At 64.2% G+C, this 15,735-nt stretch carries 16 protein-coding genes; 7 read left to right on the forward strand and 9 right to left on the reverse strand.

Features of this window, described 5'->3' with window-relative positions:
• Positions 1 to 23: 23 nt before the first annotated feature.
• The 3 genes from EV669_RS11275 to pcnB are packed head-to-tail and all read right to left on the reverse strand — an operon-like array spanning position 24 to position 2,523.
• Positions 24 to 686 (reverse strand): deoxynucleoside kinase, encoded by a 663-nt coding sequence (locus EV669_RS11275; RefSeq protein WP_054286857.1) that lies wholly within the window; start codon positions 684 to 686, stop codon positions 24 to 26.
• Positions 683 to 1,168: a 2-amino-4-hydroxy-6-hydroxymethyldihydropteridine diphosphokinase gene (gene folK / locus EV669_RS11280; protein ID WP_054286858.1), complete on the reverse strand. Its 486-nt coding sequence runs from the start codon at positions 1,166 to 1,168 to the stop codon at positions 683 to 685. The genes EV669_RS11275 and folK overlap by 4 nt, the downstream gene beginning before the upstream one ends.
• A complete protein-coding gene (gene pcnB / locus EV669_RS11285; RefSeq protein ID WP_132098724.1) occupies positions 1,165 to 2,523 on the reverse strand; it encodes a polynucleotide adenylyltransferase PcnB in 1,359 nt (452 codons plus the stop codon). The genes folK and pcnB overlap by 4 nt, the downstream gene beginning before the upstream one ends.
• 208 nt (positions 2,524 to 2,731) lie before the next feature.
• Between pcnB and EV669_RS11290 the strand changes: the two genes are divergently transcribed.
• The 5 genes from EV669_RS11290 to EV669_RS11310 all read left to right on the forward strand — a co-directional run bounded on the left by EV669_RS11290 (position 2,732) and on the right by EV669_RS11310 (position 7,425).
• Complete coding sequence (locus EV669_RS11290) at positions 2,732 to 3,532, forward strand: 3'-5' exonuclease (protein ID WP_132098725.1); 801 nt, start codon at positions 2,732 to 2,734, stop codon at positions 3,530 to 3,532.
• 272 nt (positions 3,533 to 3,804) lie between these two features.
• Positions 3,805 to 4,104, forward strand: coding sequence for a hypothetical protein (locus tag EV669_RS11295; protein WP_132098726.1), 300 nt, complete (start codon positions 3,805 to 3,807; stop codon positions 4,102 to 4,104).
• An 83-nt stretch (positions 4,105 to 4,187) separates the two neighbouring features.
• Positions 4,188 to 5,579, forward strand: coding sequence for an MATE family efflux transporter (locus EV669_RS11300; protein WP_132098727.1), 1,392 nt, complete (start codon positions 4,188 to 4,190; stop codon positions 5,577 to 5,579).
• 11 nt (positions 5,580 to 5,590) lie between these two features.
• Positions 5,591 to 6,616 carry a UDP-N-acetylmuramate dehydrogenase gene (gene murB, locus EV669_RS11305; protein ID WP_132098728.1) on the forward strand — a complete coding sequence of 342 codons (1,026 nt, stop codon included), beginning with the start codon at positions 5,591 to 5,593 and terminating at the stop codon, positions 6,614 to 6,616.
• A gap of 83 nt (positions 6,617 to 6,699) precedes the next feature.
• Positions 6,700 to 7,425, forward strand: coding sequence for a complement resistance protein TraT (locus tag EV669_RS11310; RefSeq protein ID WP_054286864.1), 726 nt, complete (start codon positions 6,700 to 6,702; stop codon positions 7,423 to 7,425).
• Between the two features lie 73 nt (positions 7,426 to 7,498).
• Here EV669_RS11310 and EV669_RS11315 read toward each other — a convergent pair whose 3' ends face one another.
• On the reverse strand, positions 7,499 to 8,176 hold the full coding sequence (locus tag EV669_RS11315; protein WP_132098729.1) for an energy-coupling factor ABC transporter permease: 678 nt from the start codon (positions 8,174 to 8,176) through the stop codon (positions 7,499 to 7,501).
• A gap of 138 nt (positions 8,177 to 8,314) precedes the next feature.
• Here EV669_RS11315 and nadC point away from each other — a divergent pair, with 138 nt between their 5' ends.
• Positions 8,315 to 9,157: a carboxylating nicotinate-nucleotide diphosphorylase gene (gene nadC / locus EV669_RS11320; RefSeq protein ID WP_132098730.1), complete on the forward strand. Its 843-nt coding sequence runs from the start codon at positions 8,315 to 8,317 to the stop codon at positions 9,155 to 9,157.
• Positions 9,158 to 9,165: 8 nt separating this feature from the next.
• On the forward strand, positions 9,166 to 11,043 hold the full coding sequence (locus EV669_RS11325) for a sensor domain-containing diguanylate cyclase (protein WP_055434318.1): 1,878 nt from the start codon (positions 9,166 to 9,168) through the stop codon (positions 11,041 to 11,043).
• Here the strand turns inward: EV669_RS11325 and EV669_RS11330 are convergent.
• From EV669_RS11330 to EV669_RS11350, 5 genes are all read right to left on the reverse strand, one after another.
• On the reverse strand, positions 11,028 to 11,660 hold the full coding sequence (locus EV669_RS11330; RefSeq protein ID WP_054286868.1) for a CoA pyrophosphatase: 633 nt from the start codon (positions 11,658 to 11,660) through the stop codon (positions 11,028 to 11,030). The genes EV669_RS11325 and EV669_RS11330 overlap by 16 nt on opposite strands.
• Positions 11,647 to 12,294 carry a trimeric intracellular cation channel family protein gene (locus EV669_RS11335; RefSeq protein WP_162838305.1) on the reverse strand — a complete coding sequence of 216 codons (648 nt, stop codon included), beginning with the start codon at positions 12,292 to 12,294 and terminating at the stop codon, positions 11,647 to 11,649. Before EV669_RS11335 ends, EV669_RS11330 begins: the two co-directional genes overlap by 14 nt.
• A 68-nt stretch (positions 12,295 to 12,362) precedes the next feature.
• Entirely contained in the window at positions 12,363 to 13,619 is a 1,257-nt protein-coding gene (rho, locus tag EV669_RS11340; protein ID WP_054286869.1) for a transcription termination factor Rho, read from the reverse strand.
• A gap of 124 nt (positions 13,620 to 13,743) precedes the next feature.
• The gene (trxA, locus tag EV669_RS11345) at positions 13,744 to 14,070 is read right to left on the reverse strand and encodes a thioredoxin TrxA (RefSeq protein ID WP_054286870.1); all 327 of its coding nucleotides are present in this window, start codon (positions 14,068 to 14,070) and stop codon (positions 13,744 to 13,746) included.
• 89 nt (positions 14,071 to 14,159) lie between these two features.
• Positions 14,160 to 15,734 (reverse strand): ABC transporter ATP-binding protein, encoded by a 1,575-nt coding sequence (locus EV669_RS11350; RefSeq protein WP_132098731.1) that lies wholly within the window; start codon positions 15,732 to 15,734, stop codon positions 14,160 to 14,162.
• Position 15,735 lies beyond the last annotated feature (1 nt).

Raw genomic sequence — 15,735 nt, forward strand, 5'->3', positions numbered from 1 at the left:
GTCCTCGTTGCTGTGGCAGGGGCTCAGACGCTCTTGTTGAAATAGCTACGCTGTCCGCGCACTTCGCTGATGCAGCGCAACAATAGCTCGAAATCTTCCTGCCCTTCAACCAGATCCAGGTGGTCGGTATTCACGATCAGCAGGGGCGCGGAATCGTAGCGGTGGAAGAATTCGCTGTAAGCGGCATGCACCCGTTTCAGGTAGCCGTCCGGATAGGGGACGACCTCGCTGTCGGGCCGTGCCGCGACGCGGGAAAGCAGCGTCTCTTCGGACGCCTGCAGGTAAATGACCAGATCCGGCACGGGATGCTCGGGCAGAGCCAACTGGGCCAGCCGGCGGTACAGTCCCTGCTCTTCCTCGTCCAGGTTCAGGCCAGCAAACAGGGCATCTCGCTCGAAGAGGAAATCCGACACCAGAGGTTGGCCGAAAAGCTCGCCACCGATCATGGCGCGCGCGCTGTCGGCCCGCTGCATCAGGAAAGCCAGTTGGGTGGCGAGGGCATGGTGCGGAAAATGCCGGTGGAACCGCGCAAGGAAGGGGTTGGCCTCTGGCTGCTCTGCCAGGAGGTGCACGCCCCTATGCTCGGCGAGGCGACGGGCCAGGGCAGACTTGCCCGAGCCGATCGGTCCTTCCACGACCAGATAACGCCACTGCGGGCTGATGCCTTCTGTCTGTCTGCCAGTCATGCTTCGGCCAACCTTTCGATATCGGGAGTTGCAAGCGTTGCAGCCAGCGCGGCCACCGTACCGTGGCTTCCCACTGCACGATCCGGCGCCAGCTCGGCCAAGGGCACCATGACGAATGCGCGCTCGTGCATGCGTGGATGCGGCAGCGTCAGCGTCGGCCCCGCCTGCTCGCAGCCGTCGTACAGCAGCAGGTCCAGGTCCAGTACGCGCGGCGCATTGCGGAAGGAGCGTACCCGTCCGAAGCGCGTCTCCAAAGCCAGCAGGGCGGACAAGAGATCGCTGGCGGACAGCACCGTCTCGACCTCGGCCACGGCATTGATGAAGTCCGGCTGGTCCAGATACCCCACCGGACGGGTCCGGTACAGTGCGGAGGCCCGCACGAGACGCACCCCCTCCAAAGTGTCAAGGGCCGCGAGGGCGGCCCTGATCTGCTGTTCGGGTTGCTCCAGGTTGCTGCCCAGAGCGACGTAGGCACGGGTCACGATGGGGTTCCGTCGGCTTCGGGCCGGTTCTTGCGATTGTTGCTGCGTCGACGTCGCCGCTTGCGTGCGGGCGCAGCCGGGCCTTCGCCCTCGGACTTTGCCTGTTCGATCAGCGCCTCGCGCTCGGCCTCGTCCGCGGTTTCGAACGCCCCCCACCAGTGGGCCAGTGCCTGCGGCACTTCACCGGCCTCGGCGCGCAGCAGGAAGAAATCGTAAGCGGCCCGGAAGCGGGGCTGCTCGACGAAGCGGTAGGGACGCTGTCCGACGCGGCTTTCAAAGCGCGGCTGCAGCGTCCAGATCTCGCGCATTGTCACACTGAAGCGGCGCGGGATCGCGAATTCGTTGTCCTGGGCATTCTCCACGTCTGCCATGGCCTGGAATAGCGCCGGCATCGGCTTCTCGCCTTGATCGAGGTACTTCTGCTGCGCCTGCACCACCTGATGCCACAGCAGCGTGGCAAGCAGGAAACCCACCGAGATCGGCTTGTCCTGGCGGATGCGGGCGTCGGTGCGCTCCAGCGCCAGCTGCAGGAAACGGTCGCTGCCCTCCTCCCCCATCACCGCATCCAGCAGGGGCAGGATGCCGCGTGACAGTCCTTCCTGACGCAGCATGGCCAGACAGGCGTAGGCCTTGCCCGAAGTCAGCAGCTTGAGCATCTCGTCGAACAGGCGGGCCGGCGGTTCGTTCTTCAGGAGATGGGCATGGGCGCGAATCGGCTTGCGGGTGTGCTCGTCGATCTCGAAGCCAAGCTTGGCAGCCAGGCGCACCGCACGCAGCATGCGTACCGGGTCTTCCTGATAGCGTCGCGCGGGTTGGCCGATCATCACCAGCTTGCGTGCATGCAGATCCCTCACGCCATGGAGGTAGTCGATCACCGTTTCCGCAGAAGGGTCGTAGAACAGCGCATTGACGGTGAAGTCCCGACGGTGCGCATCTTCCTCTTGGGAGCCATAGGTGTTGTCGGCCATGATGCGACCGGTGGCGCTGGTGTCGTCAACCTCGCCCCCGCGGAAGGTGGTGACCTCGATGGTTTCCGGCCCCACCATCACGTGCACGATGCGGAAGCGCCTGCCGATGATGCGTGAGCGGCGGAACAGGTGGTGCACCTCTTCGGGTGTGGCGTTGGTGGCCACATCGAAGTCCTTGGGGTCTACATCTAGCAGCAGATCGCGCACCGCACCGCCGACCACGTAGGCCTCGAAGCCGGCTTCCTGCAGGCGGGTGACTACCTTTAGGGCGGCATGACTCAGCCGGTCGCGATGGATGCCGTGCTGGGCGAGGGGCAGCACCTTGGGGCTGGCGCGGCGTTTGCCGGCAGGCAGTTCGAACACTCGGCGGATGAGCTTGCGGATCATTTAACAGAAGAAGATGAGAAGAAGGTCGCGATAAGCGTTGTGCATGGTCCCATACGGCAGGACAAGTGCGGGATTATAGCCTGATGTTTTTGTCGCTGCCCAGCCAGCCATGACGATGGGGCGCTCGCGCACCGGCCGCATCCGTTGCCTGCGCTGCCCGCAGCCGCCTAGAATGCCGGATTGCTCAGGCATTTCCCAGGCTGCCACGATGAACCCGGTCCTCGCTTTCGACATTGAAACCATCCCCGACGCTGCCGGGCTCCGCGCACTTTACGGCTTCGATGCCACCACCCCGGACGCGGACGTGGTGGACTTCGCGCTACAGCGGCGGCGTGCGCAGACCGGTAGCGACTTCCTGCAGCATCACCTGCACCGGGTGGTGGCCATCTCCTGCGCCATGCGCTGGGGAGACAAACTCGTCATCAAAACCATCGGCGAGCCCGGGGACAGCGAAGCGAGCATGATCACCACCTTTTTCTCCACGCTGGAGCGGTTCACCCCGCAGCTGGTGTCGTGGAACGGAGGCGGTTTCGACCTGCCAGTCCTGCACTACCGTGCGCTGATCCACGGCCTGGCGGCGCCGCGCTACTGGGATATGGGGGACGGAGATTTTGGCGACAGTCGCGAGTTTCGCTATAACAACTACATCAGCCGCTACCATACCCGTCACCTAGACCTGATGGACCTGCTTTCGCTCTACCAGGCCCGTGCCTGCGCGCCGCTGGACGACATGGCCAAGCTGTGCGGCTTCCCTGGCAAGCTGGGCATGGACGGCTCCAAGGTATGGACCGCCTACCAGGCCGGAGAGATCGCCGCCATCCGCGACTACTGCGAGACCGACGCGGCCAACACCTATCTTGTGTTTCTACGCTTTCAGAAAATGCGCGGCGTGCTCAGCGAAACGGCGTATACCCATGAAATGACGCTGGCCCGTCAGTGGGTGGCCGGCCAGGACAAGCCGCACTGGCAGGAGTTTCTTGCAGCCTGGCCCGACGGGGCCGGCGCTTGACAGCCTCGACGCGCAGGGCTAACTTTGAACCTGCGCCGATTTGATGACAGCTTGCGGGCGCGTTACAAATGCCAGCTAAAGCGTGCGTTCACCCGCGTATGCTTGTTCATCGGCAGCGCGGGTTTTCGTTTTCCGGCAGTCTCGAACTGCCAACCGCCCCTTACGGGGCAGCGCCGAGTTAATCGACAACTTGCAGGGCGCCCTACAAATCCTGCTAAAGCGTCGCCTGGCACACGGGCCGGGCGACCGCCCAACCCAACCAGGAGCCAGCCATGTACGATTGCCAACACGATAGCTATACCGGGTTTTCGGTGAACACTCCGTCCCCTGCCTTCGTCCCCGTCCTCACGGGGTCTCTGACCGCCCTGGCGCACGACGCCTCCGCTTCGGCCAACCTCGACGAGCTGGCCGTCTTTGCCGCCGGCGAGGGCTGGAGCGTGTCTCGACAACCCCTCTCGCTGACCATTCAGGGCGTTTCCCTGCAGGCGGCCCTGCAGATCAACCACCGCTTCGGGCGCCACCTTGTCATCAGCTGCGCGCTGCGGCGGGAACCGCCTGCCACCTTTGGCTGAGCCGAACCGGGCGTCGCAGCCCTGAACGACAGCCGTAGCGCCCGATCCGTATAATCGGGCGTTTTTGCTTTCCGGAATAGGACATGCTGTTCGAACTCAATCGGGCCAGCCGGGCCGAAACCGTGCAGGAAGCCGGGCGGCTGACGCGTCTGGCACTGCCGATGATGGTGGCGCAGATCGCCCAGGTCGGCACCGGCTTCGTGGACACGGTCATGGCCGGCCACGTGGGTACCGACGATCTGGCTGCCGTGTCGCTGGGCTCCAGCGTCTTCGTCACTGTTTACGTCACGCTGATGGGTGTGGTCACCGCCCTCAATCCGATCATCGCCCACCACTTCGGTGCCGGGGAGCACGACCGTATCGGCGAAACCGGCCGCCAAGGCCTCTGGTTCGGGCTGCTGCTCGGGCTGTTCGGCATGCTGCTGATGCTGCTGGGGCAGCCTTTGTTGCGGCAATGGCTGGACCTGCCGGCGCATGTGGAGGACATGACCATGCTCTACATCACCGGCGCGGCGCTGGGCATGCCGGGAGCGATGATGCACCGGGCACTGCATGCGTATGCCTCCAGCCTCAACCGGCCGCGCGCCATCATGGTGGTCAGCCTGCTTGCGCTGGCGCTCAACGTTCCGCTCAACTACATCCTGATCCACGGTCTCTTCGGGCTCCCGGCGCTGGGCGGGGCGGGTTGCGGCTGGGCCACCGGACTGGTGTTCTGGTTCAATTGTGCGGCCCTGTTCGCCTACATCGCCTGGAACCGGCACTTCCATCCCTACGGCCTCACCACCCGGCTGAGCCGGCCTGACTGGGGCCGCTATCTCGCTTTCCTGAAGCTGGGCCTTCCGATTGGCCTGTCGTTCTTCATGGAAGTGAGCCTGTTCTCTTTCATCGCGCTGCTGGTGGCCAAGCTGGGCACGCTGGTGGTAGCCAGCCACCAGGCTGTGCTCAACTTCTCCAGCCTGGTGTACATGGTGCCGCAGTCGATCGCCACTGCGCTGACCGTGCGTGTTGGTCAGGAAGTGGGCGCCGGGCGCTACCATCGGGCCCGGTTCGTGTCGGGCGTTGGCCTGGCCACTGGGCTGGCCGGCGCCGCGGTGATGATGGTGCTGATTCTGCTGGGCCGCCATCAGGTGATCGCGATGTATTCGGCCGACCCGGCGGTGCAGGCATTGGGGGCCGGGCTGCTGATCTTTGCCGCCACCTACCAGCTGACGGATGCCATCCAGACCATCGCCTCGGGCGCGCTGCGCGGGTACAAGCTGACTACCGTACCCATGGTGATTCACGTGGTGGCGTTCTGGGGCTTGGGACTAGGTCTGGGCATCGTGCTGGGGCTGAGCGGCTGGTTGCCTTTCTCGCCCATGGGCGTGCAGGGTTTCTGGGCAGCCCTGGTGGTCAGCCTGACCGCTGCAGCCTTCATGCTGGTGTGGTACCTTGCGCGCGAAAGCCGGCGCCGTCTGCACCGGTCGGTGGAATGAAAGGACAGGCAGTGGCACTGGAAATTCGTCGGGATGTAGATCTGACTCCGTACAATACCTTCGGCATGCGGGTTCGAGCAGCCTACTTTACCGAGCTGTGCGCGAAGGACGACCTGCCCGCCCTGCTGGCGAGCGAGCCCTTCCGCCGCGGGCCGGTGCTGTGGCTGGGCGGTGGCAGCAACCTGCTCTTTACTCAGGACTATCCAGGCTTGGTGATCCGCATGGCGCTGCAAGGGGTGCGCATCCTCGAGGATGATGGCGAGACGGTATGTGTGGAAGCCGCGGCCGGAGAAAACTGGCATGGCTTTGTGAGCCACACCCTGTCGCAAGGCTGGGCCGGCCTAGAGAACCTCAGCCTGATCCCGGGCACGGTGGGCGCCAGCCCGATCCAGAACATCGGTGCCTACGGGGTGGAGGTACAGGACTGCATCGAGAGCGTGCTGTGCATGGACACCGCGAGTGGTCGGGAAACCGTACTTTCCCGTGCTGACTGCCACTTTGGCTACCGCGACAGCGTGTTCAAGCACGAGGGACGCGACCGACTGGTGGTGTTGGCTGTCCGTTTTCGCCTGGCCCGGCATGCGCCGCTGCGCATCGGGTATGGGGACATCCGGGCAGCCTTGGCCGAAGCGGGGGTCGAGGCGCAACCGTCCGCTGCCGACGTCAGCCGTGCGGTGATCCGCATCCGCCAGTCCAAGCTGCCCGATCCGGCCGTACTCGGCAACGCCGGCAGCTTCTTCAAAAACCCGGTGGTAAGCAGCGAACAGGCAGAGGCCTTGCTCGTGCGGCATCCCGACCTGCCCCACTACCCTGCCGGCCCCGGCCGCATCAAGCTGGCAGCGGGCTGGCTGATCGACCGGGCGGGTCTCAAGGGCTACCGCGAGGGCGACGCCGGGGTGCATGACCGCCAGGCGCTGGTGCTGGTCAACCATGGGCAGGCCAGCGGCAAGGAGATGTGGCAGCTGGCGCAGAAGGTGCAGGCCACCGTGGAAACGCGTTATGGCGTGCGGTTGGAACCGGAGCCGATCGTGCTCTGAGGCATGACAGGTAAAAATTTGCTGCGGTAGATGCATGACGTTCATTAGAATGGCATCACCCGCACAACCTGAATTGAGCTGTCATGAAAAAGATCGTAATGCTTATCGCCGCCGCTTCGCTGACCGGCTGCGCCGCCACTCAGGTCGCCATTTCCAAGCGCAACCTGGACGTGCAGACCAAGATGAGCGCCACTATCTTCCTGGAGCCCGTGGCCGAGAGCCAGCGCACCATCTTCGTCCAGGTGCGCAACACCTCAGACAAACCCGACTTTGACATCGCCGAGGACGTGAAGCAGAGCCTGAGTGCCAAGGGCTACCGCCTGGTTACCGACCCGGCCAAGGCACATTACATCCTGCAAGCCAACATCCTGCAGGTTGGCCGAAGCGATCAGTCCGCCGCCGAGAAGACCCTCAACGGCGGGTATGGCGCCATCACCGGCTTCGCCACCGGCGCGATTGCGGCAGCCACCATCAGCCCTTCCTACCGTGATGCGCTGGGCGCCGGCCTGGCAATCGCAGCCATCAGCACGCTGGCAGATGCCGCCGTGAAGGACGTGTACTACAGCGCCATCACCGACATCCAGATCCAGGAACGCATTCAGGGCAGCGGCAAGGCCAACAAGACCAGCCTGAACGTCCTGAAGCAAGGCACCAGCGGTGGCACCGCCGTCACCTACGCTGCCAAGACCAACATGCTCCAGTACCAGACCCGCATCCTGAGTTCGGCCAACAAGGTCAACCTGGAATTTCCCGAGGCCGCTCCGGCGTTGCGGGCCGGCCTGGTCCGCTCGATCAGCGGCATGTTCTAAGCCGGCGGGTAGCTGCATGCGACAAAAAAGGTGCCTGTGGCACCTTTTTTGTCGCATCGCTCCGGAGCCCGGATCAGCGTCGTCCTGCAGGTTTGTCGTTCAGGTAACGACTGTCGTCAAAGCTGGCCACCCAGGCAGGACGATATACCGTCAACACGGCCATCATCAGCCCCGACGTGAAGGCTTCGGACCAGGACAGCAGGAAGTAGTAAGGCAGTGTTTCGGCGAACAGTTCGTCCCAGGGATAGGCGCCGAATCCCCCCATCACCAGCACCCCCGCAAGTCCGGCCGCGAACAGGCTGGCCCCGCCAGCAAGAAACGCATTGACGAAGATGTAAATGAAGAAATGCGCCGGCAGCCAGCGCTGGGCTGCGCGCAAGAAGACAGAGGACACCGTTACCGGCACCAGCGCCATCGTCAGCCAGTTGACGCCGAGCGCGGCCCAGTCGCCCAAGCCGGCCCACGCCACACCCGCCATCACCACCGCCAGCGCCTGCAGCGCCAGCCACGGCCCCATCATCAGAGTGAGAACCGTGGCGCCCAAGAGATGATAGGTCTGCCCGGTGCGCACGCCACCATTGAGCAGCCACAGCAGCATCATCAGCACCACCGCTCCCAGCCAGCCATTGAGAGCGTGCACCGGCTGACGTCGCCAGTCAGTCCGCCACGCCGCCGCTCCCAGCCCCAGCAAAGCCAGCCCGGAAGACAGCCAGAGAAACCATTCTGGGAAGAATGCGGCGGGCATGTGCATGATGGAAGAGTCTTTCGCACGTTAGATGCAGAGACGTCCATGATACCAGAGGGCTCTTGCGACCGGCCTACGGCACGGCATGGCTTGAGCGCCTGGCGGTTTCTGCCGTTACAATAGCCTGTTTGAACGGAGACCGAGATGCCCTGCCCGATACCCGCCCATCTGATCGCCCAGCATGTCAGCCAGGCCCTGGCCGAAGACATCGGCCCCTGCGACCACACGGCTGCCCTGATCGACGGCAAGACACCCGGTCACGCCCAGGTCATCGCGCGCGAGACAGCAGTGGTGTGCGGACAGGCCTGGTTCGAAGAGAGTTTTCGCCAGGTGGACAGCCGTTGCCGGGTACATTGGCAGGTCGAGGAAGGTAAACAGGTAGAAGCCGGCACCGTACTGTGCGAGATTGAAGGGCCGGCCCGCGCGCTGCTGACGGCGGAGCGCACCGCCCTCAACTATCTTCAACTGCTCTCCGCGGTAGCGACCGAAACCCGCCGCTACGTGGAGGCGGTGGCAGGTACCCGCGCCCACATCCTCGATACACGCAAGACCCTGCCAGGCCTGCGCCTTGCACAGAAGTACGCGGTGACCATCGGCGGCGGCGACAATCAGCGCATCGGCCTCTTCGACGGCATCCTGATCAAGGAAAACCACATCATGGCGGCCGGCAGCATCACTGCCGCGCTGAAACAGGCGCAGAGCGTGTGCCCCCCCGGGGTCAGCCTGCAGATCGAGGTGGAAAACCTGGCCGAGCTGGACGAGGCGCTCGCTGCGGGCGCCACCTTGATTCTGCTGGACAACATGGACCACGCCACCATGTGCGAGGCAGTCCGTCGCACCGCTGGTCGAGCCCGTTTGGAGGCATCGGGCGGGGTCGACCTGTCCACGGTGCGCGCCATTGCCGAAACCGGCGTGGACCGCATTTCGGTGGGCAAGCTGACCAAGGACATCCGCGCCATCGACCTTTCGATGCGCTTCGTGCGCTAGAGCTCTGAATGGACAAACCCGTGCCCCACCGTCAGGGCCTGGCCGCTTCGGCCCGCTATGCTCGCTGGGCTGCCACGCTGTTCGTGGTGGCGATGCTTGCCATGCTGCTTCAGGACCTTTACTACACCCGGCAGGAAAGCCGGGAACACGCGCGGCTGCGGGCAGGGGAACTGGGAGAATTGCTGGCACAGCGCACCGCAGGACGGCTGGCCGAGAGCGAACGATTGCTGCAGGGCCTGCACGATAGCGTGGCGCTGCAGCCGATGCAGCAGGATGGCCAACCCACGCGGGCCGAAAGCGTGCGTCTATCCCGCTACTTGGCGGCGCGCCTGCAGGGGCTGCCCTTCATCGAACATCTTGAGATTCTAAACCTGGACTGTCGCCCGATCGCGGCCAGCAGCCACAGCGCGGACATGCCACCGCGCACCGATGTCTGCCGCTGGCTGCACCGGGCTGCCACCGGGCAAGCTCCGTTCACCGCCGTCAGCCAAGGGCCGCAGGGGCCGGAACTGGTGCAGGCCATCCGGGTCCACACTGCCTCAGGCGAGACCATCGGCCTTGCGCTCAGCCACATCCGGCGCGTGGCGCTTCAGAACGACCTGGACCGCAACCTTCCTGGTGCGCATGGTGAAACGCTACTGCTCGATCAGAGCCAGACCATCCTGGCAGCTTGGCCCCGGCGGGCCATCGAACTGCGCCGCCTCGAGGGCGTGATGCGCCCCGCCCAAGTCTTCGAGCGGCATGACAACACTCTGCTCTTCGTGGGCCCGTCGCTGATCGACGGCCGGGAGCGCTTCTACAGCGTCCAGCCCGTCGGTAACTATCCGCTGGTGCTGGTAACTGGCATCGATGCCAACGACCTGGCCCGGGACCTGCCCTTGCGGGCGGTGTCCTATTTCATGGGCTGGCTGCTGATCTGCGTGCTGACCTGGCTGGCGCTGCGGGCACATCTGGCCAACCTGCGGCAGACCGAACAGCTTCTGGAGAGCGCGCGCCGCATCCGTGAAGGGGAAGAGCGGGCACGACTCGCACTTGACACCGCACCGGTGGCCCTGCTGCTGGTGTCCAACCAGAACGGTCGCATCCTTTATGCAAACACCCCTGCACGCACCATGCTGCATCTGCCGGGACGGGACGGTGCGAGGGACAGCCAGGTGATGGATCTGCCTTTCGTGTTACCCCCTGTGGATGCCTGGGTGCGCACAGGGGAGATGGTGCGTGACCGTGAGGTGGAGATCGTACGCGAGGACCAGAGCACCCTGTGGGTGATGGTATCGCTGCAGCCTGCGTTGCACCACGAACAGCCGGCCACGCTGGTGGGTCTGTTCGACCTGAGCCAGCGCAAGGCCTTGGAAAACGAACTGGAAGAAAAGAACCGCCTGCTGGAGGAAATGGCGATCACCGACCCGCTGACCCGGCTATACAACCGGCGCCATGCGGATCAGGTACTGCGGGACGAAATCGTCCGCTGCGAACGCTACGGCCAGCGGCTGACGGTGGCAGTCTTCGACATCGATCACTTCAAGCGCTTCAACGACCGGTACGGGCACCAGGCCGGTGACAACGTGCTGCTGCTGGTGGGCAACGAAATCCGCGATGCCATCCGCCAGAGCGATACCGGTGCCCGCATCGGGGGCGAGGAGTTCCTGATCATCTTTCCCTGCACCCGACTGCGCGATGCCTACACGGTGATGGAGCGTATCCGCCAGCGCCTGGCCGAGACCGTGCTGCCCTTCACCGAGCGCCGCGTCACCTTCAGCGGTGGGCTGACCGACTGGCATCCGGGCGACACGCCGTCCTCGATGCTGATGCGGGCCGACAAGCTGCTCTATGAAGCCAAGGTGTCCGGTCGGGACCGGCTACTGCTTTCTCAGGAAGAAGCCTGAGGGGCATGCAGCACTGCCGCGAGCTGACGCAGCATCGCAGCCGTGGCGCCCCAGATGAAGTGCCGGGCATGTGGTAGTGAATAGTAATGTCCGGTCACGCCCTCACGCTCGTAGACGTGCTGGCGGTAGGCTGCCAGATCCACCACGTGGTCGAGCGCCACCTCGAAGATATCTGCCACTTCCCCGGGTTCGGCACTCAGTGCCAGCGGCGGCAACAGCAGGCCAACCACCGGCGTGATGCGAAAACCCGTCAAGGTGACATAAGGCGCCATTTCCCCAGCCACCTGTACGCAGTCTTCGGCCAACCCGATTTCCTCACGCGCTTCGCGCAGCGCGGCAGCCACGGGGCCGTCATCGGTGGGATCGATCTTGCCACCCGGAAAACTGACCTGCCCGGCATGGGTGGGCAGCGCATCGGTGCGGCGCGTCAGCAGGACTGTCGGCCCTTGGGGATGCCACACCAACGGCACCAGCACCGCCGCCTCCCGCAGCACATGCCCGGGCAAGGGTCGATCAAAGCCGCCGGGCTGACCGGAGCGCCGTGCTTCGGCCAACCTTGTCGTCAGCCAGCAGAGGGCCGCCTCGGGCTGGGCAGGCCAGGACTCAGGCGTCCGCATCGCTTTGCCGTCCCAATTTGGGCAGGGCCAGCTCCTGCCAGTGCGCCAGCAGCCGGATGGCCAGCCCCCCGGCAAACAGAAGGTGCAGGCTGACCACGTTCACCCATGCTCCCTGATCGAGAATGAAAAGTCCGGCGGCCACCAGAATGGACACCGTGCCGTAGAAGTCCTCGTGCAGGATAAAGGGAATGTCATTCACCATCATGTCGCGCACCACCCCGCCGCCTACCGCCGTCACGAAGCCGAGCAGCACCACGCCGAAAGCATTAAGGTCGAACATCAGCCCCACCTGTGCGCCGGTCATGCTGAAAGCCACCAGCCCGATCGAATCGGCCACGATGAACAGTCGGCCGAAGGTAGTATTCTCGCGGCGGTGCAGGCGCAGAGCCCAGGCACAGAACAGTGTCCCAGCGATCACCGCCAGGGCGTTGTATTCGTAAAACACCACCGGCACGCGGCTGACCAGCACGTCGCGGATCACCCCGCCGCCAATGGCGGTCAGCAGCGCCACGATAGTGATGCCCAGCAGGTCCAGGTGCTTACGCACGCCGAGGAGATAACCGGACAGGGTAAAGGCGATCGTACCGATCACCGCAAACCATTCCATCAGCGCGAAACGGCTCGGATCAATCATCGTTCTTCCAGCAAGCATAAAAAAACGCCAGACCGGGCGGCCTGGCGCGTCGGACGTTATTCCGTCCCTTAGCGGCGCATCGAATCGAAGAAGGCCAGATTCGACTTCGTCGCCCTGATCTTGTCCTGCAGGAATTCCATCGCTTCGATGTCGTCCATCGGATAGAGCAGCTTGCGCAGCACCCAGATGCGCTGCAGCTGTTCCTGGGGGATCAGTAGTTCTTCGCGGCGCGTGCCCGAGCGATTGATGTTGATCGCCGGGAAGATGCGCTTTTCGGCCATGCGGCGGTCCAGGTGGATCTCGCAGTTGCCGGTGCCCTTGAATTCTTCATAGATCACGTCGTCCATGCGGCTGCCGGTGTCGATCAGCGCAGTGGCGATAATGGTGAGGCTACCGCCCTCCTCCACATTGCGGGCCGCTCCGAAGAAGCGTTTGGGCCGCTGCAGGGCATTGGAGTCCACGCCACCGGTCAGCACCTTGCCGGATGCAGGCACTACGGTGTTGTAGGCGCGGGCCAGACGGGTGATGGAATCGAGCAGGATCACCACATCCTTCTTGTGTTCCACGAGGCGCTTGGCCTTTTCGATCACCATATCGGCCACCTGCACGTGGCGTGTGGCCGGCTCGTCGAACGTGGAGGACACCACCTCGCCCTTCACCGAACGCAGCATTTCGGTTACTTCTTCCGGACGCTCGTCGATCAGCAGCACGATGAGCACCGCTTCAGGATGGTTGGCGGTGATGGCGTGCGCGATGTTCTGCAGCATCACCGTTTTGCCAGACTTGGGCGGCGCGACCAGCAGGGCACGCTGCCCTTTGCCGATGGGCGCGATCAGGTCGATGATCCGGCCGGTGATGTTTTCTTCAGCCCGAATCTCCCGCTCAAGCTTGAACTGCTCGGTAGGGAAGAGCGGAGTCAGGTTCTCGAACAGGATCTTGTGCTTGGCGTTCTCCGGCGGCTCGCCGTTGACCTTGTCCACCTTCACGAGGGCAAAGTAGCGCTCGCCCTCTTTCGGCGTGCGGATCTCGCCTTCGATCGAGTCGCCGGTGTGCAGGTTGAACCGGCGGATCTGGCTGGGACTGACGTAGATGTCGTCCGGGCCGGCCAGATACGAGGTATCCGGGCTGCGCAAGAAGCCGAAGCCATCCGGCAACACTTCCAGCGTCCCTTCGCCGAAAATGCTTTCGCCTTTCTTGGCCTGGTTTTTCAGCAGGGCAAAGATCAGGTCCTGCTTGCGCAGGCGGTTTGCACCGTCGATCTCGTTGGCGATGGCCATCTCGACAAGTTCGGTGACGTGGAGGTGTTTCAGATCAGAAAGATGCATGGCAGCCGTTTATCGACTCGAAATACGGATTAGCGGGAAGCAAAAAAGAGGGTGTGGTGCGGATACGGAACGGGCGGCTGACTGCCGCCCGCTTTACAGAAGAATGCCCGGCAGGATAAACGCTTCAGATATGGCTGTCAATGAAGGCAGTCAGCTGGCTCTTGGCCAACGCGCCCACCTTGGTGGCCACGACGTTGCCGTCCTTGAACATCATCAGCGTCGGGATGCCGCGGATGCCGAACTTCGGCGGGGTCTGTTCGTTCTGGTCGATGTTAAGTTTCACCACTTTCAGGCGGCCTTCGTACTCCTTGGCCACTTCGTCCAGAATCGGCGCAATCATCTTGCACGGGCCACACCACTCGGCCCAGTAATCGACCAGAACGGGGCCTTCGGCCTTCAGGACATCGGCTTCGAAGGAATCGTCGGTTACGTGGTGAATCAGGTCGCTCATTGCTACATCCTCTCGGTGTTCTTTTTGACAGGTGGCTTGGGATGGCTTCGATGGTAGCAAGCGCACACCCGAGGGGCAACCCTGACCGCCTAATCCGCCTCGCCCAGCGCCGCCGCCAACAGCGTGCGCGTGTACGGGTCGCGCGGGGCGGCAAAAAGCTGCGCCGTGGGGCCCTGTTCCACCACCTGCCCTGCCCGCAGCACCAGCACTTCATGTGCCACGGCACGGATGACGGCCAAGTCATGGCTGATAAAGAGATAGCTCAGCCCGTGCCTTTCCTGCAGCGCCACCAGCAATTTCAATACCTGCTTTTGCAAGGTGGCGTCCAACGCACTGGTCGGCTCGTCGAAAACGATCAGCCGGGGCCGAACCACCAGCGCCCGGGCAATAGCGATGCGTTGACGCTGCCCACCGGAAAATTCGTGCGGATAACGCTCCATCGCGCTCGCTGGAAGGCCGACTTCGGCCAAGGCTTCGGCCACGGCCGCCTGACGCGTAGCCAGGTCCTGCCCCGGAAAATGCTGGGCCAGCCCCTCGCCCACGATCTGCGCCACCGTCATGCGCGGTGACAGGGCTGCGAACGGATCCTGAAACACCACCTGGAAATGCCGCCGCATGCGCCGCAACGCCTCACCCTTGAGGGAGAAGAGGGGCTCACCGTCCAGCGCGACCGTGCCTTGGGCGTCGATCAGCCGTGTGACAGCCAGACCCAGCGTGGTCTTGCCGGAGCCGGACTCCCCGACCACGCCGAGCGTGCGTCCGGCGGGAATGAGCAGATCCACATCGTGCAGGACGGTCTGGAAGCGCGTCCGAAACCAGCCGGCGCGCTGGCGAAAGGATACCCGTATCCCCCGGGCCTCCAGGCGCACGGGGGGGGCCGCTGTGCCGGCCTCCACCAGCGGTTCGGGGCGGCTGGCCAAGAGCGTGCAGGTGTAGGGATGCGCAGGTTGGCCGAAGACCTGTTGTACCGGCCCGGTTTCGACGATACGCCCTTCCGACATCACGGCCACCCGGTCGGCAAAGCGCCGCACCAGGTTGAGGTCGTGAGTGATGAAAAGCACCGCCATCCCGGTTTCGCGCTGCAGCGTTTCCAGGAGGGCCAGGATTTGCGCCTGCACGGTGACATCGAGCGCGGTCGTGGGCTCGTCGGCGATCAGCAGGCGGGGCTGGCACGCCAGCGCCATCGCGATCATGGCTCGTTGCCGCTGCCCCCCAGAGAGCTGGAAGGGATACGCATCCACCCGCTCCTCGGGCCGGTCAAGGCCGGTGCGGCCCAGCAGCCGAATGGCCTCGTCGCGCGCAGCACGACGGGGCAGCCCCCGGTGCAGCGTCAGCACCTCGCCAATCTGCCGTCCCACCGTCATCACCGGGTTGAGCGCGCTCATTGGCTCCTGAAAGATCATGGCGATATCCCGCCCGCGAATACGCCGCAGGGCGTCCTCACCCAGGCTGGTCAGGGATTGACCGGCAAAGCGGACCGAGCCGCTGACCGTTGCGTCCGGCTGCAGCCGCAGCAGGGCCTGCGCGGTGACGCTCTTGCCGGAGCCCGACTCCCCCACCAGCGCCAGCTTCTCGCCCGGCATCAGCGAGAAGGTCACTTCCTCCACGACGCGGCTGGCACCAAAGGTAATGCCCAGCCCCTCAACTTGCAGCAACGGTTCCATT

The organism is Gulbenkiania mobilis (genome assembly GCA_004346645.1).
Lineage (GTDB): Bacteria > Pseudomonadota > Gammaproteobacteria > Burkholderiales > Chromobacteriaceae > Gulbenkiania > Gulbenkiania mobilis.